We start from the raw sequence: 19,693 nt of genomic DNA, 5'->3' as shown, positions 1-19,693 counted from the left end.
CCGCATCTGAATTAGTAAATAAAGCAAAAAACTTTTATTGAACTATGTTAAATCTATTCTACACCTACAAGTTTAGACAACCTATGAGCTAAATACAATGCTAAATGCACTTTTGACACTTAGTTGAGATATTTTCCATCACGCAAACGCTTTACTTTGTCTGGCGTAACATCATTTCCCTCTGGGTCAAGTACCTTCACATGTTCAATTGTATCACGCATTGATGCACGAAATGTTTCTAAATATTCTTTCCGTAAACTCGTTTGTTCTTTGGCTTCTTCGATTGATAAACCAGTTGTTTTAGACTTATTTGCCAGTAGATTAATTCGCTCGATTTTCTCTTTAAATTCCAATTTTATTCCTCCATCTTTAATATAGAATGATTAAAACGTATACAAAAAAAGCAGAAAGCGCAACAAATCAGCCTTCCTGCTTTTTTTGATATTCAATATATCTACGATGAACGGTCGCTTTACTCACGTCATGTCCGAGCCCATTAAGCACACTTGTGATTTCCTCGTATGTAAGACCTTTAACTCGAAGGGAAACAATTTCACTAATCGGTATTTCGATTCGTTCTCGACCTTCCAGATTTCCTTTGTTTTTTAAGTTTCGCTCCGGTCGATACCCCTTCTTAACGGCTCTTTTCATACCACGACGTATTTTCGCATTATGTAGTTTTCGTTGGTATTCTTCTACTATTGATAGGATTTCCAAAAGCATTGTATCCATTTCATTTAATGCAATTGGACCCTTGTCACTATATGAATAAACTTCTGTGTTTGTTTTCTCGAGGAGATGTAAGACGGCCATACGTGCATTTCCACGTCCTAGTCTCGTTTCATCTTGGATGAGTACTGCATCAATTTTCTCATTCCGCACGTATTCAAGTAAATCTAGTAGCCCTTCACGGTCAATGTCAAAACCGCTATGTCGATCTGTAAATGTTTTCTGATTGATAAAACCAAGTTCTACTGCCATTTGTTCAAGCTCATCCTCTTGCCTAGATAAAGACATTTCCTGTTGTTCTTTTTCTGTGCTAACCCTACAATAACTTACGCTTGTTTGAACACGTTCCATCAATTATCACCTGATACTAGTTTTGCAATGTCCATATTCTTATCCCTTATCTTTTTTATAATCGGCATTTTTAAGTCATCTCCAATTTGTAGATTTGTTGACGAAAGATTATTCAACTGCATTACTTTTTGAATCCATTCCTTATTTGGGATGTTTTCAGAGTAATAAACGGATAGTCCCCATAGTGTATCACCTTCTGAAACAATTATTTCCTCAAATGGTGGCTCATTACCTATTTTTTTTGTTCCCATAAATGAAAAAGTAATACATAAAGCGAAAATAAGAAGTAAATAACTATTATTTTTAATGAAAGTCATCATTTCTCCCCCTAGCGAATGTCTGTTCGGAATACATGTTCTCATCATAAATTACTTTTTTTAATAAGTCAACACCTATTTAGAACCTGTGTTTGCTTTTTTGGAAATCGGCTGTTATACTAAAACTAATCAAAAGATTCCGTCCCGAGTGGCATTATCACTGAAGGATGGTACTAGTAAACTACTAAATGAGAGGTGATTCTTATGAAGAAAATATCAAAAAGACAAGAGGACATTATGAGTTTTATTAAATCCGAAGTTCAACAAAAAGGATATCCACCATCTGTTAGAGAAATCGGTGAGGCAGTTGGACTAGCATCCAGTTCTACAGTTCATGGACATCTTGCTAGACTAGAAAGCAAAGGATATATAAGAAGAGACCCTACTAAACCAAGAGCAATTGAAGTACTTGACCCTGAAGGATTGAATGCTTATAAACCAGGTGTTATTAATGTTCCACTTGTAGGTAAAGTTACAGCAGGTTTGCCAATTACAGCGATTGAAAATATTGAAGAATATTTCCCGCTCCCTGATACATTTGGTACATCGGAGGATAATTTATTCATGCTGGAGATTGTTGGAAACAGTATGATTGAAGCTGGCATCTTAAATGGGGATCATGTTGTAGTTAAACAACAACAATCTGCACAAAATGGTGAAATTGTAGTTGCAATGACAGATGATGATGAGGCAACTGTGAAACGGTTCTTTAAGGAAAAAAATTACTTTAGATTGCAACCGGAAAACTCTTCTATGGAACCTATTATTTTAGATAACGTATCGATTTTAGGTAAAGTTGTTGGAGTATATCGGACAATTCATTAATTCATAGGAAAAATATAAAAAGAAGTCGCACTCACGTAATCTGAGAGCGACTTCTTTTTAATTTGTTTCGATCAGGTTTTCCGCCACGAGCTTAGCAATTGAAGACAGTACTGCTACTTTTACATGTTCATATGTAAGTCCGCCTTGTACATATGCAGTATACGGTGGTCGAATTGGACCGTCTGCTGTTAACTCAATGCTTGAACCTTGTATAAATGTTCCAGCCGCCATTATAACGTCATCTGAGTAACCAGGCATGTAGGACGGTTCAGGTGCAAAATGTGCATTTATAGGTGAATTCTCTTGAATGGATCTACAAAAGGCAATCATTTGATCAGCGTTCTGAAATGAAACGGACTGTATTAAATCGGTTCTTTTCACAGAAAAATGCGGTGTTGTATTCAAACCAAAGTCTTCCAGTAATGCTGCTGTAAAATGTGCACCCTTAACTGCTTGACTCACAACATGAGGTGCAAGAAAAAATCCTTGATACATTTCACGAAGCGTATCGAGTGAAGCCCCGGCTTCTGCACCCAGACCGGGTGATGTCATGCGGTAGGCACATTGTTCGATAATATCTGCTCGACCCGCAATGTAACCCCCTGTACGAACGAGCCCGCCACCAGGATTTTTAATAAGTGAACCTGCCATTAGATCAGCACCCACTTCTGTTGGTTCCTTCTCTTCTACAAACTCACCGTAACAATTATCAACGAATACAATAAGTTCTGAATTGATTTCCTTTATGTTTCGAATCATCAACTCAATTTCTTCAATCGTGAAAGAAGGACGGTCGGAGTACCCTTTAGAACGCTGAATACCAATCATTTTCGTTTTACTATGAATATTATTCACGACTTCTTGGAAATTAACCGAGCCATCCGGGTTTAAATCAATATGCTTGTAAGTTATTCCGTAATCATACAAGGAGCCAGTATCTTTCCCTTTTCCAGATACAATCGATTCAAGTGTGTCATATGGTTTACCGGTAATATATAATAATTCATCACCAGGTCTTAATACTCCAAACAAGCTAATGGAAATTGCATGTGTGCCCGAAATGATTTGGTTTCGCACAAGACATGCTTCTGATCCAAATACTTCCGCATACACTTTTTCCAAAACATCTCTTCCCTCATCATCATACCCATACCCTGTAGAGCCATTTAAATGAAAATCACTTACCCTATTGTTTCTAAATGCAGCAAGGACTTTGCTTTGATTCATAAAAGCAATTTTTTCAACGACGCTAAAATAAGGTGTCAGTTTTCGTTCGATTTCTTCAGACTTTGCTAGTAATGCATTATTTTCATCGGCAAACATAATAAATTCCTCTTTCTTTTTACATATTCCATTCATTATCTTATCACTTTGCTCGTTGTGGTCAATCTTCCATGCACATCTAGTTGCTAGTTTTACCGATTCTGTTAAAATTAATTAGATGATTTGAAATGGAGGAAGCCGATTGGCCTGGGATGTCTTGAGTTTAATTGGTACAATTGCATTTGCGATTTCGGGTGCAATTGTTGCGATGGAAGAAAAATACGATTTATTCGGGGTATATATATTAGGTGTTGTTACCGCATTTGGTGGTGGTGCACTGCGAAATTTACTTATTGGTGTTCACACGGACACATTATGGGAGCAAGGGTTTTTATTTAAAGTCGCACTAGTTTCAATTACTATTATCTTTTTATCAACTCATAGTTTGCTGTCGCACTGGGAAAGATGGGGAATCTATTTTGATGCGATTGGATTAGCAGCGTTCGCTGTTCAAGGAGCAATGTTTGCGGTAGAACTTGACCTTCCATTAAGTGCTGTAATTGTTGCTGCAGTCCTGACAGGTTCGGGTGGAGGAATTATTAGAGACCTACTTGCCGGAAGAAAACCTCTCGTGTTTAGAATTGAAATTTACGGGGGTTGGGCAGCACTTGCCGGTCTAGTCATTGGCCTTGGTCTATTTGAAGGGGATTTAGCACTGTATATTATTCTCACACTTACAACGACTTTACGAATTCTTTCAATTATTTATAAATGGAGATTACCATTTCGAACAATTCCGAAGTAAAATAAACGGAGTAAGGATTTTCATCCTATACTCCGTTATCATTTGTTATTCCTCTGGATTCAATAGTACATTTTTTGCTGGAAGAAATGTTGATATTGCATGTTTATAGATGAGGTGCTGTTTGCCTTCAGCTTCAATTAGTACTGTGAAATTATCGTAAGATTTGATAAGTCCTTTCAATTGAAAGCCGTTTATTAAAAAGATCGTGACAAAAGTGTTATTTTTCCTCAATCCATTTAATACGACTTCCTGCAAATTCCCCTGTTTCATACGCGAACTCCTCCTGTTGGAAAACTATTATCTTTTTGCTCTTTTATATCTTTCGCTTTTAATCGTTGAAATCCTTTAATATTCCAATAATTTTCGCTTTTGTTCCTATTTTAGCATCAAACCAAGAAATTTCTAACTTATTCCTAAAATAGGTCAATTGTCTTTTTGCGTAATTCCTAGTATTTTTTTTTATTAATTCTACGGAATCCTCGAATGTACTATTCCCTTCGAAGTATAGATAAATCTCTTTATAGCCAATCGCTTGGACGGACTGCACATTTCGAATCCCTAAATTCCATAAGTTTTCCGCTTCTTTCAAGAGTCCCTTTTGCATCATCGCATCCACTCGTTCATTGATTCGTTCGTACAGAATTTCACGATCCACATCTAGACCAATAATAAGATGATTATATAGAGGGCGTTTACCAGCATTGTTTTCGTGGTCTTCCTTAGTTCTTCCCGTAACTTCAATTATTTCCAGTGCACGGACAAGACGTTGGTGATTGTTAGGATGGACCTTTTCTGCACCTAATGGATCTAAAAAAACCAAGCGCTCGTATAAGGCACCACTTCCATGTTCCAGAAGTTCATCTTCAAGTCGCTTTCTTACTAAAGGATTTGAAGCTTCTTCCGTAAATCGAAAATCAAACAATACAGACTGAATGTATAACCCTGTTCCACCTACAATTATAGGTATCTTTCCACGGTCTTGAATATCTTTTATCCACTTACGAACTTCAAACTGGTACTGCGCAACTGAAAACGATTCATTTGGCTCTTTAATATCAAACATATGATGTGGGATGCCATCCATTTCTTCGGAAGTAATTTTTGCGGTTCCAATATCCAATCCTTTATATACTTGCATTGCATCGCCGTTAATCACTTCTCCACCTACTGCTTTAGCTAGTTCAATGCTAACTGCAGTTTTACCGGACGCGGTGGGACCAACTATGGCAATGACTTCTGGATAATTTAACATCGACTCTCCATCCACTCCCAAATCATTTGAAAGACCTCTTCTGAATTTGTATCATTCACTACTTCATGTCGACTTTCATCATATAACATGACGGTTACATCCTTAATTCCAGCATGATCGTAACCTTTTGCAACATTCCATACAGCTTTCCCATAATTGCCGACAGGATCTTTCAAACCTGAAAACAACAAAATAGGCAATGTCTTTCGTATTTTTGCAATCTCTTTTTTCTTATGAATAATTCCAAGACCGTCAAATAAATCCGAGAAAAACTGTGTCGTTGATATAAATCCACAATATTCGTCTTTCATATATGATTCTATAACTTTCGGATTTTTTGATAGCCAATCAAATTTAGTCATGGGCTGATCGATTTTCCGATTAAATCCACCAAAAACCAGTTTGTCGAGCAGTTCATTTGGCTGATCAAAACCGAGTGTCCTTCCTAGAACACGAGCGAGTGCTTTTCCGCCGTAGCGTGAAAACCCCGGATCTCCTCCAGTGCCTGAAAATACTGCACAGTCAACTCGATCGCCGTACTTTTGAATAAAACGCCGACCAATAAAAGAACCCATACTGTGACCAAACAGGGTGAATTTCGGAGTGGAATAGATATTTTGAAAAAACGTGACGATTTCAAATGCATCATCGATCATGCGCTCAAAGCCACTATGTTCAGCAATATATCCTTGGATACCATTGATTTTAGACGTTCTCCCATGCCCCCTATGATCGTGGCTCGAAACAATATATCCCTTTTTTACGAACTCAGTTGCAAACTCAATATACCTTCGGCTATGTTCGGCCATACCGTGGAGTATATGAAGATGACCTACTGGTATTCCCTTAGGTTCCATAACGTACGCATAAATTGAGAAACCATCCGACATTTGCAATGACATTTCTTTCATTATTTCAGCCCCCCTTTATAGCTCCCTATCTCATAGCATTATGTTCAATTACTTCAAAGTTTATCCAACTAGCAGACTGAATCCGTCAAAGTTTAAAAACGCGTGCCGCCTCGACAGCTTTCTTCCAACCTTTATATAAGTTATCCCGTTCATTCACTGCCATTTGCGGTGAATACGTCTTTTCTTTTGCCCAAAGCGTTTCAACCTCATCAATTGATTTCCAAAAGCCCGTTGCAAGACCTGCTAAATACGCAGCGCCAAGTGCAGTCGTTTCTTTATATCTGGATAATTCCACATCTGCCTGCAAAAGATCACTTTGAAATTGCATAAGAAATTTGTTTGCAACCGCTCCACCATCGGCACGTAAGATGCCAATTTCCATCCCTGCATCCATTTCCATCGTCAGAAGCACATCTTTTGATTGGTAAGCAAGGGATTCAATTGTTGCACGAATGAAATGTTCCTTCTCAGTGCCACGAGTTATCCCAAAGACCGCACCACGGGCGTCAGAGTCCCAGTAAGGGGTTCCAAGCCCAACAAAGGCAGGAACAACATAAACCCCCTCTGAAGAAGCGATACGCGTTGCATAGGCCTCTGCATCCGAGGAGTTTTGGATCATTCGAAGACCATCCCGAAGCCACTGTACGGCTGACCCCGCAACAAAGACACTTCCTTCAAGCGCATAAGTAACTTCACCGTTCAACCCCCAAGCAATTGTAGTAAGTAAACCGTTATCTGAACGAACCATTTTATCGCCCGTATTAAGAAGCATGAAACAGCCTGTTCCATATGTGTTTTTAGCCATTCCTTTTGTGAAACATGCTTGACCAAATAAAGCGCATTGCTGGTCCCCAGCCGCACCCGCTATAGGAACTTCCACACCGAAAAATATGGTTGGATCCGTATTCGCATAAATTTCGGAAGAAGGACGTACTTCCGGCAACATAATTAGTGGAATTTGCAACAATTCACAAAGCTCCAAATCCCACTTCAATTCACCAATGTTATAGAGCATCGTCCGAGATGCATTGGAGTAATCCGTTACATGAACTTTTCCTCCAGATAATTTCCAAATTAAAAACGAATCTATCGTTCCAAATAATAAATCCCCTGCTTCCGCAAGTTGTTGAGCACCTTTTACATGATCCAGTATCCATCTGACTTTAGTTGCTGAAAAATACGGATCCAATCTAAGTCCTGTTTTTTCATGAATCTTTTTTTCATGTCCTGCTTCCCTAAGGTCATCTACAATTTCTTGGGTTTGTCTAGATTGCCAAACGATCGCATGATAAATGGGTACCCCTGTTTTTTTATTCCAAACGACGGTTGTTTCGCGTTGGTTCGTAATGCCGATACCATCAATATCTTCTGGCCGCTTTCCACTTTCTGTTAGGACCGTAGCAATAACGGCAAGGACAGAGCCCCATATTTCGTTCGCATTGTGTTCAACCCAGCCTGGCTTCGGGAAATACTGCCTGAATTCACGCTGTGCAGAATGTATCATATCGCCTTTACGGTTAAAGAGAATGGCTCTTGTACTGGTCGTTCCCTGATCGATTGATAAAATGTAATCTCCCATTGAAGATCCCCCCTTTACATTACTCTTTTGAACATTTTCTCAATTTCATAAGTTGTAAAATGAACAAGAACCGGTCGTCCATGTGGACAAGTAAATGGATTTTCAGCGTCTGAAAGATCTTTTAATAATCGTTCCATATCCCCAAGCGTTAAATGATGATTTGCTTTTATCGATTTTTTACAGCTCATCATAATCGCAGCCTCTTCTCGAAGTTTGCCAATGTCAATCTTCCGGGAAGTCAATACTTGCTCGATTATTTCTTCAATGATTTCGGATTCTTCACCTTCTGGAAACCAAGACGGAAACTCTTTCACTACATACGAGGTAGGTCCAAACTCTTCTAAAAAAATTCCTACTTCTTCAAATAAAAACATACTTTCTTCAATTTTTGTCTTGTCGTCCGCTGAATAGTGAAACATTAGGGGAATAAGAAGAAGTTGGAGTTCTTTATTATCTGAGTCTTTTAATTTATCTCTAAAGAACTCATATTTAATTCGCTCTTGTGCAGCATGCTGATCAATCATAAAAAATCCGTCTTCATTTTGAGCAATAATATAGGTTCCGTGAACTTGACCAACAGGAAAAAGTGTAGGAAATCTTTTTTCCGGTTCAACTGGTACCTCATCTATTGATACTGCACTTTCATTAACAATCCAACTATCTTCCACCGGAACATTCTCGACTTCGCTATACGTTGCTGGTTGAGTTGCCGGTTGAAAAGTAGTGTTGGCTGGAACTGTCGGACGAGCGTGATTTACGTTTTTCCACAGATTTCCCTGTTCGGAGGGCTTTGAGACTATTTTTTCTTTTTTCATTGCACTAGGAACAATTACATTCTTGCGAATTGCTTGTCCAATTGCTTCTTGTATAAGCGATAACAATTCCCCTTCTTTACTCATCCGAATTTGTTGCTTGGAAGGGTGTACATTGACGTCAGTTAGAATGGGATCTCCTATGATGTTTACGATTGCAATCGGAAAGCGCCCGATTGGTAAATACGTATGAAATGCATCAAGGATTGCCCTATCGATTGCGTAACTTTTCACCCATCTGCCATTGACCATTAATGTTATATAATTTCTTGAAGCTCTCGTTTGCTCAGGTAGGGATACATAACCACTCACTTTGTAGTCTGCATTCGTTCCAATAAAGGAAATCATTTTTTTCGCCAAACCGATACCGTAAATATCAGAGAATACACGAAGTTGATCGCCACTTCCAGATGTTTGTAAAATAGTTTGACTAAAATGGGTTAATTTAAATGCAATTTCTGGATGACTCAATGCTAGTCGGTTTACAAGTCCAATGGTATGGCCGAGTTCTGTCTGAATTGTTTTCATGTATTTAAGCCGTGCAGGCGTATTATAAAAGAGTTGTGAGACTGTAATATCCGTTCCTTTTCGAAGAGCCGCGTTTGTATGTGAGATTAAATGTCCGCCTTCGATATGAACTTCTGTACCCGTTTTTTCACCATCTGATGTCCACAACTTAATCTTTGTAACAGATGCAATACTTGCAAGGGCCTCCCCACGGAAGCCCAGTGTTCGAATTCGAAATAGATCATGCTCATTCATAATCTTACTCGTAGCATGACGTTCAAATGACTGTACAGCATCAACCGAACTCATGCCTTTTCCGTTATCTGTAACCCGAATCTTCATAAGACCTGCTTCTTCTAGTGCAATCTCAATAATACTGCTATCAGCATCAATCGAGTTTTCAACAAGTTCTTTGACAATAGAAGCGGGACGTTCTACAACTTCGCCAGCCGCAATTTTATTGGATAATAGATCGTCCATCACTTTGATGATATTCACGCTGGTCATCCTTTCCGAATGCTTAACTTCTCTTTCAATTCAAAAACGTATTGCAAAGCGAGTAACGGTGTCATATTGAGTACATCTTTCTCTTGTAGGTTGTTTAGAACTTCCTTTTCCTCAGTGGTAATTGAGTCTTGTAGCTCATTTTGAATATCAAAAAATGCTAATTGCTCTGGCTCATTTGAATGTTGTGGAGTTATTTTTTCACTTTCAAATCGTTCCAATAATTCCTTTGCACGCTTAAGGAGAGGTTCTGGAAGTCCCGCAAGATCAGCAACATAAATTCCGTAACTTTTGTCAGCAGCGCCTTTCATCACTTTGTGTAAGAAGACCACTTTACCGTCTTGCTCCATTGCAGCAACATGCACATTTTCAAGTCTTGCTAACTCGTTATCAAGATTTGTTAGTTCATGATAATGAGTTGAAAATAGTGTATTGGCACCAATTTCATCGTGAATATGCTCCATCATTGCTTGTGCAAGGGACATACCATCATATGTTGATGTACCACGACCGATTTCATCAAATAATAATAAGCTCTTTTCAGTTGCATTGGCAATTGCGTGTTGGGACTCCATCATTTCCATCATAAAAGTACTTTGACCCGATGCCAGATCATCCGCAGCACCGATTCGAGTGAAGATTTGATCGGTTACTGGAAGCAGTGCATTGTCGCAAGGAACATAACAACCGATTTGAGCCATTACAACAGTTAGAGCAATTTGACGCATATATGTACTCTTACCGGACATATTTGGTCCTGTAATAAGCAACATGTTCGCATCATCTGTTAAAATACAATTATTTGGAACATATAGGGAATGATCCATCATTTTTTCCACAACGGGATGTCTACCATTTTTTATTTCTAACGCTTTTCCTTCATGAAAAATGGGTTTTACGTAGTTTTGGTTTTCGGATACAGTTGAAAATGCTAAAAGTACATCCAACTCACTTAAAACGGATGCTAACTTTTGTATTTCTCTTATATGAACTTTCATCTCATCGCGAAGTGTGCTAAATAAATCGTATTCAAGATCAAGACCTTCTGACTCCGCATTTAAAATTAAATCTTCCTTCTCTTTCAATTCAGGTGTAATGTAACGTTCCGCATTCGCGAGCGTTTGTTTTCGTTCATATCTTTCTAAATCAGCCAAATGAATATTTGATTTCGTAATTTCAATATAATAGCCGAATACTCGATTATATCCTATCTTTAAAGTTCTAATACCCGTACGTGTACGCTCTTCTTGCTCCAGTTCAGCGAGCCAAACCTTACCATTTTTCGCTGCATCGCGATATGTATCCAACTTTTGATGGTAACCATCTTTTATTACACCGCCATCTTTAATTGATAAAGGGGGATTTTCTGCAATTCCATCTTCCAGTTTACAACGAATTTCATCACATAAATGAATTCGATTGGCAAATTCACCAAGTAATGATCTCCCTGAGTTTGCAAGTGCTGTTTTAATATCCGGAATCTTTCGAAGTGAATTTCTAAGTTGTGCAAGGTCTCTTCCGTTTGCACTCCCCATCGAAATTCGTCCTGCTAAACGTTCAAGATCATATACTTCCCTTAAGCTTGTTTTCAACTCATCTTTCAAGAAATATTCTTCGATTAATTCAGTTACCGCTTCGTTTCTTTTTTCTATTTCCTTCATATTTGCTAAGGGTTGATGAATCCACATTTTCAATTTTCGAGCACCCATTGCTGTAACCGTTTCGTCTAATAGCCAATAAAGGGACCCTTCTTTCGTACTGTTACGAATGGATTGAACAAGTTCCAAATTCCGCATTGAATTCGCATCAATGGACAATAGAGCCTGCTTTTGGATGAATTCAAATGGACGTATATGTTCCAGTGCATTTTTTTGTGTCTTTTTCACATATGTAAAAAGTTTACTACAAGCTTCCATTACATCTGCAGGAACATTTGCATCTATTTCAGGAATTTCTTCCCCGTACTCGATAGATAGGACGATATTGCGTTTACTCATACTGCCGCTTAGTGCAATATGCAATCCTTCTCCAACAACCACTTCTTTCATTCCAAGTGCTTCAATTTCAGAGATTAATGTACGCTCGTCCCCAATTACATATTGTACTTTTCCTTCGCCCGTTGATAAGTCAAGATAGGCAAGTGCATATCTCTTGTCCTCGATACAATCTGCTGAACCGATAAAATGATTCGTATTCGTATCAATGCTTTTTCCTTCCGTCATCGTGCCCGGTGTTATGATACGTACAACACCTCTTTTTACGATGCCTTTTGCCGTTCTAGGATCTTCCATTTGTTCACAGATTGCTACTTTATGTCCTTTTTGAACAAGTGTCTCGATGTACCCTGCTGCCGCATGATACGGTACCCCGCACATCGGAATTCGATTGCCACTGCTGGCATCGCGACTTGTTAATGTAATCTCAAGAATTTGTGAGGCCTCTTCTGCGTCAGTAAAAAAGAGTTCATAGAAATCGCCTAATCTAAAAAATAGAAAAGCATCTTCATGCTCCGCTTTAACTTTCAAGTATTGTTGGATCATTGGTGTGTGTGTTGTCATTTTTTAACCTCGCTACATTAATTATTTTCGTTTTTACGATTTCCCTTTATTATACCAAACTAAATGAATAATAGTGCAAGCACCTCTAGTTTGCTCACTAATCTATCATAAATTGTAATCGCTACATTCGTAAAAAATAAAAAAAAGCCGGATAAAATTTCCCGGCTTTTAGAATGGTTTCGAATCTCTTCCTCTTCTTGGATCGGCCCCTTCAGTGTTTACTGGTTCTTGTGCCGATTTCTTTTCAGGTTCATGTACTTGATGGTTCGATGATTCCTCATTATACGGCCATTCTTCTTCAAAGCTAAGCGGATGAACCGAGATAGCAACTTTTGTTTCCCCAACCACTTCAGCAAGCAGTTCCCGTTCAATTGAAATGATGAACTTTTCACCGCAATCCGAAATGATTGCTTCCGTACAATTGGGATGTTGCATGACATTTACAAGAATATCCTCTTGACCCGACGTGGGCTCATCGCGGTAAGACAAGCGAATTTTATCCTTGTACGGAATTGATTCAGTAAAAACAGATGTCTTTGAATGATCGTGGTGTGAATACCAAACATTAATATCGAATTTCCCGGTTACCTCGATATATCTACCGCTTTTTTTCGCTTGATGAGTATGGTTGATAACCCAGCAACCAAGTATACTCGTTGGATTGTTTGGCGGTTTTAATGTCTCTTTTGACTCAGTTCGTTTTTTCCCTTTAGCAATAACTGCCTTAGTTACAATTTGACGTAAATTTTTCAGCTCTATTCCTCCTTCGTTTAGTTCAATTCATCTTATGCGAAAGGAGCCCAGAGCGTGAAAAAATCGGTAGAAATAATTTCCTACCGATTCGTCATAATGTATTAGAGTTTTTCATATGTAGTATTTTTCACATATGATCCTGTTTCACCGCGTAATACATCACCGCCTGTAGATTTAATGATTTCATCTGTGACACCATTTGATATTGTATTCGAAACGAGTTGTAAAAGATCATTCACTTCGCCCTGTGAGTCCTTGAATTCCTGAACGATAGGAACTGCATCGATTTCACTTTGAATTTTTTCTATTTTACCTTCAATAATGCTTAATGCTTTTTCTTTACCATATTGTTGAAAATTTACAGCTTGTTTTTGTAGAGATTTTAGACTAGCAATGTTTTCTCGTACTTTTTGATTTTCATTTATTTGTTCTTCTGCACGTTTGTAAAATTCAACTTGCTCAGTGTTTGCAATCATTAAAGCAATTTCCCGCGCCTTTGCAATAATTTCATCTCTTGAATATTTTTTCTCCATTATAACAACACCTCTTCTTTTTCTACTACGCTAATAAATTCACCATCAAGTGACCATGATTTAGCAGCTGTTATTTTTACATTCACAAGTTTTCCTATTGTTGAATTTGGCGCTACAAAGTTAACAAGTTTACTTTTCCGTGTATAACCTGCCAACACTTGGTCATTACGCTTACTAGCTCCTTCAACAAGAACTTCAACGATTTGGCCTTCATACTTCATCATCGCTTCTTTTGAATAGGCATTGACTAAATTATTCAGCGTTTGAAGACGCTCTTTTTTAATTTCCATTGGAATATTATCTTTCATTTTTGCAGCTGGTGTACCATCACGTGGTGAATAAATATACGTGAAAGCCATTTCAAAACCAACTTCTTTATATAATGACATTGTTTCTTCAAACTGTTCATCTGTTTCATTTGGAAAGCCAACAATAATATCTGTCGTCAATGCAACATTTGGAATGGCTTCCTTGATTTTTTGTACAAGGGTTAAATATTCTTCTCGTGAATAAATTCTACCCATAATTTTCAACATGGATGTTGAACCTGATTGAACAGGTAAATGGATGTGCTCGACAAGATTTCCGCCTTTTGCTAGGACGGCGATGAGCTCGTCATCAAAATCACGTGGATGACTTGTAGTGAAGCGCACTCTTGGAATTTCAATTTTCCGTAGATCGTTCATCAGATCTCCGAAAAGGTAGTCTACATCATCAAAGTCTTTGCCGTATGCATTGACGTTTTGTCCAAGCAATGTAATTTCCTTATATCCATCGGCTGCAAGTTGTCTAATTTCATGAATGATATCTGCTGGTCTCCTGCTGCGTTCTTTACCACGCGTATACGGAACAATACAATATGTACAGAATTTATCACAGCCATACATAATGTTTACCCATGCTTTAATATTACCATGACGAACTTTTGGAAGGTTTTCAATAATGTCGCCTTCTTTCGACCACACTTCAATAACCATTTCTTTCGACATATAGGCTTCATGTAAAATATGAGGCAATCTATGAATATTATGCGTTCCAAAAATCATGTCTACTTGGTCGTATGTTTGTAAGATTTTATTCACAACAGATTCTTCTTGTGACATACATCCACAAACACCAATTAATATGTCAGGATTTCTTTGTTTCAGTGGTTTTAGATGTCCTAGTTCGCCGAATACTTTATTTTCAGCATTTTCACGGATTGCACATGTATTTAATAATATAATGTTGGCATCTTCAACGGTATTTGTTGGTTCATAACCAAGGCCCATGAAAATACCTGCCATTACTTCCGTGTCATGTTCGTTCATTTGACAGCCATACGTTCTAATGTAAAACTTACGACCTTTTCCCATTCCCATAAATCGTTCTTCAATCTTAAAGTCATCGTGATAAGCAATTTCTTCTTGACCACGTTTTTTCGCGTCTTTTAAGGATGGTTCCGTATATACCGTTTCAAAATACTGACTGTAGTCTTTTTCTTTATCACCTAGGCCTGGTGAAAGATCCGGCTTTATCAGTCCTGATTTTAAGCGTTGTTCTTCATTCATAACGATTCCCCTTTCCCTTTTCTTTTTGGGAAGTTTATATTCATAAATTCATTATACGTAACTGTCGGCCCACTGTACAAGAAGAGACTTGATTGTCGGTACTTTGTCACAGTTCAATTCATGTAAAGTGGTAAACAATTGCATATAAAAAACCACGGGAAATTTATTTCCCATGGTTTTTATATTTCTATTGATCTTAAAATATGATATCAGCGTGTTCGTTTTTCAACAAGGAGCTTTAGCGCTGTCCGTCCTTCGCCGTTAATTGTTATATCGGTGAATGCAGGAGCACATATCAAATCAGCTCCACTTGGTGCTACAAATCCTCTTGCAATCGCAATTGCTTTTATCGCTTGGTTTAACGCACCCGCTCCAACTGCTTGCATTTCAGCATACCCCTGTTCTCGTATTACTGCGACGAGTGCGCCAGCAACAGAATTCGGATTCGAGCGTGACGATACTTTTAATGGATTCACCATTTTTCCCCCTTATTTTTCGATGTCTATGGAGCGGAAATCTCCATAACCCATCCTATGAAAGGAGATGTTCGTTTAGACGCAAGTTAGTTTTGAAATGGTCGATCATCGTTAATGGAAACTCTTTCAACATGAATGGCTTTACCAGTTGTATCATCCACCTCGGTAAATAAACCATTCAACTGTGTTCGTCCCTCTTTAGGAACTTCAAAACGTACCGGCATATTCGTTTTGAATCTATACAGAACATCCTCTTTTCGCATCCCTAGGATTTCGTCATAAGGGCCCGTCATTCCAGCATCGGATAAATAGGCGGTTCCCCCAGGCAATATGCGGTCATCAGCTGTCTGGACGTGCGTATGCGTTCCTACAACTACCGAGGCAAGTCCGTCAAGATGCCAGCCCATTGCGATTTTTTCACTTGTAGCTTCCGCATGAAAGTCTACAAAGATTAGTGGTGATACTTCTTGTGCTTCTTTTACAAGTTCTGTTGCTTTTTCAAACGGATCACCATGTGGGGGTAAAAAAGTTCTACCGTGTAAGTTGATAATCGATAATGTAATGCCGTTTCTAGAAATTGTTGTCATTCCTTTTCCAGGTGCTTCGTCTGAAAAGTTTGCTGGCCGAATAAGATAATCCGTTTCATCGATAAAGTCAAAGATTTCTTTTTGATCCCACGTATGATTTCCCATCGTTACTACATCTACTCCAGCTCGCAGTAGATCATCAAAAATCGACTTTGTAATACCTCTACCAGAAGCGGCGTTTTCACCATTTACAATTACTACGTCTGGGGCGTATTTCTTTTTCAACCGAGGTAAATACCGGTAAATCATTTCACGTCCAGGGGAACCTACGATGTCGCCAATAAATAAAATTTTCATGAATAAACCTCTCTCTTTTAAAAGAAAAAAAGGCACCCGGACCGAAGTGCGCGGGTGCCCCAATTCTTATTTTGCGTATTCAACCGCTCTTGTTTCACGTATGACTGTAACTTTAATATGTCCTGGATAATTGAGTTCCTCTTCAATTCTTTTTCGAATATCACGAGCAAGTCGATGAGCTGTAATGTCATCGATTTTCTCAGGATGTACGATAATTCGTACCTCTCGCCCAGCTTGTATGGCAAAGGATTTTTCAACACCCTCATAGGACTCTGAAATCTCTTCAAGTTTTTGTAATCTACGAATGTAGTTTTCAAGTGTTTCGCTTCGTGCACCCGGTCGAGCTGCAGATAATGCATCTGCTGCAGCAACTAGTACTGCGATAACCGAAGTCGGCTCCGTATCCCCGTGATGGGAAGCGATACTGTTTATAACAACCGGATGTTCTTTATATTTCGATGCTAGTTCAACACCAATTTCAACATGGCTTCCTTCAACTTCATGGTCAATCGCTTTTCCGATGTCGTGGAGTAACCCAGCACGCCTTGCAAGTGCTACGTCTTCCCCTAACTCAGCCGCTAAAAGTCCAGTAAGGTATGCCACTTCTGTTGAATGTTTCAATACGTTTTGACCATAACTTGTACGGAAACGTAATCTACCAATAATCTTAATTAGATCCGGATGAAGATTATGAATGCCAATATCAAATGTTGTCTGCTCACCAGTTTCACGAATAAGCTCGTCCACTTCACGTCTTGATTTGTCTACCATTTCTTCAATTCTTGCTGGGTGAATTCTTCCGTCTTGTACAAGCTTTTCAAGTGCGAGACGGGCTGTTTCACGACGTATTGGATCGAATCCAGATAGAATAACTGCTTCTGGTGTATCGTCAATTATTAAATCAATTCCCGTTAACGTTTCAAGTGTTCGAATATTACGGCCTTCACGACCAATAATTCGTCCCTTCATTTCGTCATTCGGCAAATTCACAACCGACACAGTTGTTTCTGCAACATGATCTGCTGCAAATCGTTGTAATGCAATAGAGAGAATTTCACGCGCTTTTTTGTCTGATTCTTCTTTTGCGTTTAACTCTGCCTCTTTCGTCATAACAGCGATATCTGTAGCTAGTTCTTTTTCCACTTCACTTAGAATGAGTTGCTTTGCCTCTTCCCGAGTGAGAGAAGATATTCTTTCAAGTTCTGTCTGCTGAATGGCGACCATTTCTTCCGCCTTGCGTTCCATCTGTTCATTTTGCTGTTGTCTTTCGGTAAGCGCTTCTTCTTTGCGCTCAAGACCCGCTTCTCTTTTGTTGAGAGCATTTTCTTTGCGGTCAAGATTTTCTTCTCGTGATATATGGCGGTTTTCCTGCTTTTGCAGTTCCGACCGTCGCTCACGAATCTCTGTTTCCGCTTCAATTCTCAGTTTGTGAGTTTCATCCTTCGCTTCAAGTAGTGCTTCTCTTTTCATGGCCTCCGCTTCTCGCATCGCCTCATCGACGATTGTTTCAGCCGTGGTTTTAGCACCCATCACTTTTGAATCGTTCACTTTCTTATTAACAAAATAGATAACAACGGCACCGACGACGAAACCAACCAAAGCGGAGATGATCATCACTAGTTCTAATGACATACAGGTCACCTCCTCTTGCTATTCTTTACATTTTCAGTCGACTCATATATTAAAGTTCAATATACTGCCAATTCAATTCGTTTATGGATTTACAATTATACATCCTAATTGTATCTATGTAAAAATCACATGTCAAGGATTCGAAAAACCATCCTTATCCTAATTTATATCAAAATTTTAAAGAATACTTTTTTTTATGCCCAATGGCTATATTAAGAGGTTGTTATTGGGATTGCAGAATTAGGTTAGCAAAAACAAAAAAACATCGGTTCACCCCCCTATCGAAGGGAACCGATGTCACTTAATTACATAAATCACTTTTTTTCGTCCTCGGCAAGAAGCAGTAATTCCTCTTCTTTATCATCGACGTCATGCCCTTCAATAACTGCTGCTGGTCCATCAAGATTATAGAAGTCTCTAATTTTCTTTTCGATTTCAGCACGTATATCAACATTCTCAGTTAGGAACTGCTTTGCATTTTCGCGACCTTGTCCCAGACGTTCACCCTCATACGAATACCATGAGCCGCTTCGTTGAACAACTTCCGCATCTGTCCCAAGATCGACAATTTCTCCTTCTTTAGAAATACCAAAACCATACATAATATCGACTTCAGCTAAACGGAATGGAGGTGCAACTTTATTTTTCACGACACGAATTCGAGTCTTGTTACCAACAATGTCATTACCTTGTTTAATTGCTTCGCCTCGGCGAACATCAATTCGAACGGATGCATAGAATTTCAGTGCACGACCGCCAGGAGTAACTTCTGGACTACCAAACATGACGCCCACTTTTTCACGAATTTGGTTGATAAAAATAGCATTTGTGTTTGATTTATTAATAGCACCTGATAATTTACGAAGCGCTTGAGACATCAATCGAGCTTGAAGTCCTATGTGTGAATCGCCCATCTCACCTTCAATTTCTGCTTTTGGTACAAGGGCAGCTACGGAGTCAATAACTACAATGTCAACCGCACCACTTCGAACGAGTGCTTCACAAATTTCTAGAGCTTGTTCACCCGTATCTGGTTGTGATAATAAAAGCTCATCAATATTTACACCAAGTCGTCTAGCGTATTCTGGATCGAGTGCGTGCTCAGCATCGATAAATGCTGCTTGGCCTCCAATCGCTTGTGCTGCTGCAATTGCATGAAGAGCAACAGTCGTTTTACCTGAACTTTCAGGTCCATATATTTCAACGACTCGACCTCGTGGATAACCACCTACACCAAGTGCTATGTCAAGTGCAAGAGACCCACTTGATACTGTTGAAATACCGAGGTCTGTCTTTTCTCCTAGTTTCATAATAGAACCTTTACCAAATTGCTTTTCAATTTGTTTTAATGCCATATCGAGTGCTGCTTTACGATCTTTCAAAATAGTTCCTCCCTTAAGGTGAATTTCTGTTTTTCTTACTGTCTCTACTATACTTCTTTAATGAGAAATA

The 19,693-nt window shown here is 38.8% G+C and carries 19 protein-coding genes; 2 read left to right on the top strand and 17 right to left on the bottom strand.

Annotated elements, in window-relative coordinates; genetic code table 11:
• Positions 1-119 precede the first annotated feature (119 nt).
• The 3 genes from ACP8HH_RS07095 to yneA all read right to left on the bottom strand — a co-directional run bounded on the left by ACP8HH_RS07095 (position 120) and on the right by yneA (position 1,397).
• The gene (locus ACP8HH_RS07095) at positions 120-353 is read right to left on the bottom strand and encodes a DUF896 domain-containing protein (RefSeq protein ID WP_438317844.1); all 234 of its coding nucleotides are present in this window, start codon (positions 351-353) and stop codon (positions 120-122) included.
• A gap of 67 nt (positions 354-420) precedes the next feature.
• Complete coding sequence (locus ACP8HH_RS07090; RefSeq protein WP_438317841.1) at positions 421-1,080, bottom strand: YneB family resolvase-like protein; 660 nt, start codon at positions 1,078-1,080, stop codon at positions 421-423.
• On the bottom strand, positions 1,080-1,397 hold the full coding sequence (gene yneA / locus ACP8HH_RS07085; RefSeq protein WP_438317838.1) for a cell division suppressor protein YneA: 318 nt from the start codon (positions 1,395-1,397) through the stop codon (positions 1,080-1,082). The genes ACP8HH_RS07090 and yneA overlap by 1 nt, the downstream gene beginning before the upstream one ends.
• Positions 1,398-1,601: 204 nt before the next feature.
• Here yneA and lexA point away from each other — a divergent pair, with 204 nt between their 5' ends.
• The gene (gene lexA, locus ACP8HH_RS07080; protein ID WP_438317835.1) at positions 1,602-2,222 is read left to right on the top strand and encodes a transcriptional repressor LexA; all 621 of its coding nucleotides are present in this window, start codon (positions 1,602-1,604) and stop codon (positions 2,220-2,222) included.
• Between the two features lie 57 nt (positions 2,223-2,279).
• Here lexA and ACP8HH_RS07075 read toward each other — a convergent pair whose 3' ends face one another.
• A complete protein-coding gene (locus ACP8HH_RS07075; protein ID WP_438317832.1) occupies positions 2,280-3,581 on the bottom strand; it encodes an aminotransferase class I/II-fold pyridoxal phosphate-dependent enzyme in 1,302 nt (433 codons plus the stop codon).
• Between the two features lie 106 nt (positions 3,582-3,687).
• Between ACP8HH_RS07075 and ACP8HH_RS07070 the strand changes: the two genes are divergently transcribed.
• The gene (locus ACP8HH_RS07070) at positions 3,688-4,290 is read left to right on the top strand and encodes a trimeric intracellular cation channel family protein (RefSeq protein WP_438317829.1); all 603 of its coding nucleotides are present in this window, start codon (positions 3,688-3,690) and stop codon (positions 4,288-4,290) included.
• Between the two features lie 45 nt (positions 4,291-4,335).
• Here the strand turns inward: ACP8HH_RS07070 and hfq are convergent, their stop codons facing one another.
• The 13 genes from hfq to recA form a co-directional block, all read right to left on the bottom strand.
• Entirely contained in the window at positions 4,336-4,560 is a 225-nt protein-coding gene (hfq, locus tag ACP8HH_RS07065; RefSeq protein ID WP_438317826.1) for an RNA chaperone Hfq, read from the bottom strand.
• 58 nt (positions 4,561-4,618) lie between these two features.
• Positions 4,619-5,542: a tRNA (adenosine(37)-N6)-dimethylallyltransferase MiaA gene (gene miaA / locus ACP8HH_RS07060; protein ID WP_438317823.1), complete on the bottom strand. Its 924-nt coding sequence runs from the start codon at positions 5,540-5,542 to the stop codon at positions 4,619-4,621.
• A complete protein-coding gene (locus tag ACP8HH_RS07055; protein ID WP_438317820.1) occupies positions 5,536-6,453 on the bottom strand; it encodes an alpha/beta fold hydrolase in 918 nt (305 codons plus the stop codon). The genes miaA and ACP8HH_RS07055 overlap by 7 nt, the downstream gene beginning before the upstream one ends.
• Positions 6,454-6,538: 85 nt before the next feature.
• A complete protein-coding gene (gene glpK, locus ACP8HH_RS07050; RefSeq protein WP_438317817.1) occupies positions 6,539-8,032 on the bottom strand; it encodes a glycerol kinase GlpK in 1,494 nt (497 codons plus the stop codon).
• Positions 8,033-8,046: 14 nt separating this feature from the next.
• Positions 8,047-9,849: a DNA mismatch repair endonuclease MutL gene (mutL, locus tag ACP8HH_RS07045; RefSeq protein ID WP_438319060.1), complete on the bottom strand. Its 1,803-nt coding sequence runs from the start codon at positions 9,847-9,849 to the stop codon at positions 8,047-8,049.
• Positions 9,850-9,854: 5 nt separating this feature from the next.
• Positions 9,855-12,413, bottom strand: a complete 2,559-nt coding sequence (gene mutS / locus ACP8HH_RS07040; RefSeq protein ID WP_438317814.1) for a DNA mismatch repair protein MutS — start codon at positions 12,411-12,413, stop codon at positions 9,855-9,857.
• A 168-nt stretch (positions 12,414-12,581) separates the two neighbouring features.
• Positions 12,582-13,130 carry an outer spore coat protein CotE gene (cotE, locus tag ACP8HH_RS07035; RefSeq protein ID WP_438319058.1) on the bottom strand — a complete coding sequence of 183 codons (549 nt, stop codon included), beginning with the start codon at positions 13,128-13,130 and terminating at the stop codon, positions 12,582-12,584.
• Between the two features lie 137 nt (positions 13,131-13,267).
• Entirely contained in the window at positions 13,268-13,699 is a 432-nt protein-coding gene (locus ACP8HH_RS07030) for a RicAFT regulatory complex protein RicA family protein (protein WP_438317811.1), read from the bottom strand.
• Positions 13,699-15,249, bottom strand: a complete 1,551-nt coding sequence (gene miaB / locus ACP8HH_RS07025) for a tRNA (N6-isopentenyl adenosine(37)-C2)-methylthiotransferase MiaB (RefSeq protein WP_438317808.1) — start codon at positions 15,247-15,249, stop codon at positions 13,699-13,701. Before miaB ends, ACP8HH_RS07030 begins: the two co-directional genes overlap by 1 nt.
• Before the next feature lie 209 nt (positions 15,250-15,458).
• Positions 15,459-15,725 carry a stage V sporulation protein S gene (locus ACP8HH_RS07020; RefSeq protein ID WP_438317805.1) on the bottom strand — a complete coding sequence of 89 codons (267 nt, stop codon included), beginning with the start codon at positions 15,723-15,725 and terminating at the stop codon, positions 15,459-15,461.
• A gap of 86 nt (positions 15,726-15,811) precedes the next feature.
• Entirely contained in the window at positions 15,812-16,609 is a 798-nt protein-coding gene (locus ACP8HH_RS07015; protein ID WP_438317802.1) for a TIGR00282 family metallophosphoesterase, read from the bottom strand.
• Between the two features lie 66 nt (positions 16,610-16,675).
• Positions 16,676-18,241, bottom strand: coding sequence for a ribonuclease Y (gene rny / locus ACP8HH_RS07010; RefSeq protein ID WP_438317799.1), 1,566 nt, complete (start codon positions 18,239-18,241; stop codon positions 16,676-16,678).
• 314 nt (positions 18,242-18,555) lie between these two features.
• Entirely contained in the window at positions 18,556-19,623 is a 1,068-nt protein-coding gene (recA, locus tag ACP8HH_RS07005) for a recombinase RecA (protein WP_438317796.1), read from the bottom strand.
• Positions 19,624-19,693: the final 70 nt, after the last annotated feature.

Source organism: Sporosarcina sp. FA9 (genome assembly GCF_051550205.1).
In the GTDB taxonomy this organism is placed as follows: domain Bacteria; phylum Bacillota; class Bacilli; order Bacillales_A; family Planococcaceae; genus Sporosarcina.
Note: the sequence above shows the minus strand (reverse complement) of the source record. Positions and strands in the feature narration are given on the sequence as shown.

Coding starts and splice junctions, on each gene's coding strand:
- miaA (WP_438317823.1), bottom strand. CDS start 5,542: ATGTTAAATTATCCAGAAGTCATTGCCATAGTTGGTCCCACCGCGTCC.
- ACP8HH_RS07075 (WP_438317832.1), bottom strand. CDS start 3,581: ATGAATGGAATATGTAAAAAGAAAGAGGAATTTATTATGTTTGCCGAT.
- ACP8HH_RS07090 (WP_438317841.1), bottom strand. CDS start 1,080: ATGGAACGTGTTCAAACAAGCGTAAGTTATTGTAGGGTTAGCACAGAA.
- miaB (WP_438317808.1), bottom strand. CDS start 15,249: ATGAATGAAGAACAACGCTTAAAATCAGGACTGATAAAGCCGGATCTT.
- mutS (WP_438317814.1), bottom strand. CDS start 12,413: ATGACAACACACACACCAATGATCCAACAATACTTGAAAGTTAAAGCG.
- lexA (WP_438317835.1), top strand. CDS start 1,602: ATGAAGAAAATATCAAAAAGACAAGAGGACATTATGAGTTTTATTAAA.
- ACP8HH_RS07030 (WP_438317811.1), bottom strand. CDS start 13,699: ATGGAGAAAAAATATTCAAGAGATGAAATTATTGCAAAGGCGCGGGAA.
- rny (WP_438317799.1), bottom strand. CDS start 18,241: ATGTCATTAGAACTAGTGATGATCATCTCCGCTTTGGTTGGTTTCGTC.
- ACP8HH_RS07055 (WP_438317820.1), bottom strand. CDS start 6,453: ATGAAAGAAATGTCATTGCAAATGTCGGATGGTTTCTCAATTTATGCG.
- hfq (WP_438317826.1), bottom strand. CDS start 4,560: ATGAAACAGGGGAATTTGCAGGAAGTCGTATTAAATGGATTGAGGAAA.
- yneA (WP_438317838.1), bottom strand. CDS start 1,397: ATGACTTTCATTAAAAATAATAGTTATTTACTTCTTATTTTCGCTTTA.
- ACP8HH_RS07015 (WP_438317802.1), bottom strand. CDS start 16,609: ATGAAAATTTTATTTATTGGCGACATCGTAGGTTCCCCTGGACGTGAA.
- glpK (WP_438317817.1), bottom strand. CDS start 8,032: ATGGGAGATTACATTTTATCAATCGATCAGGGAACGACCAGTACAAGA.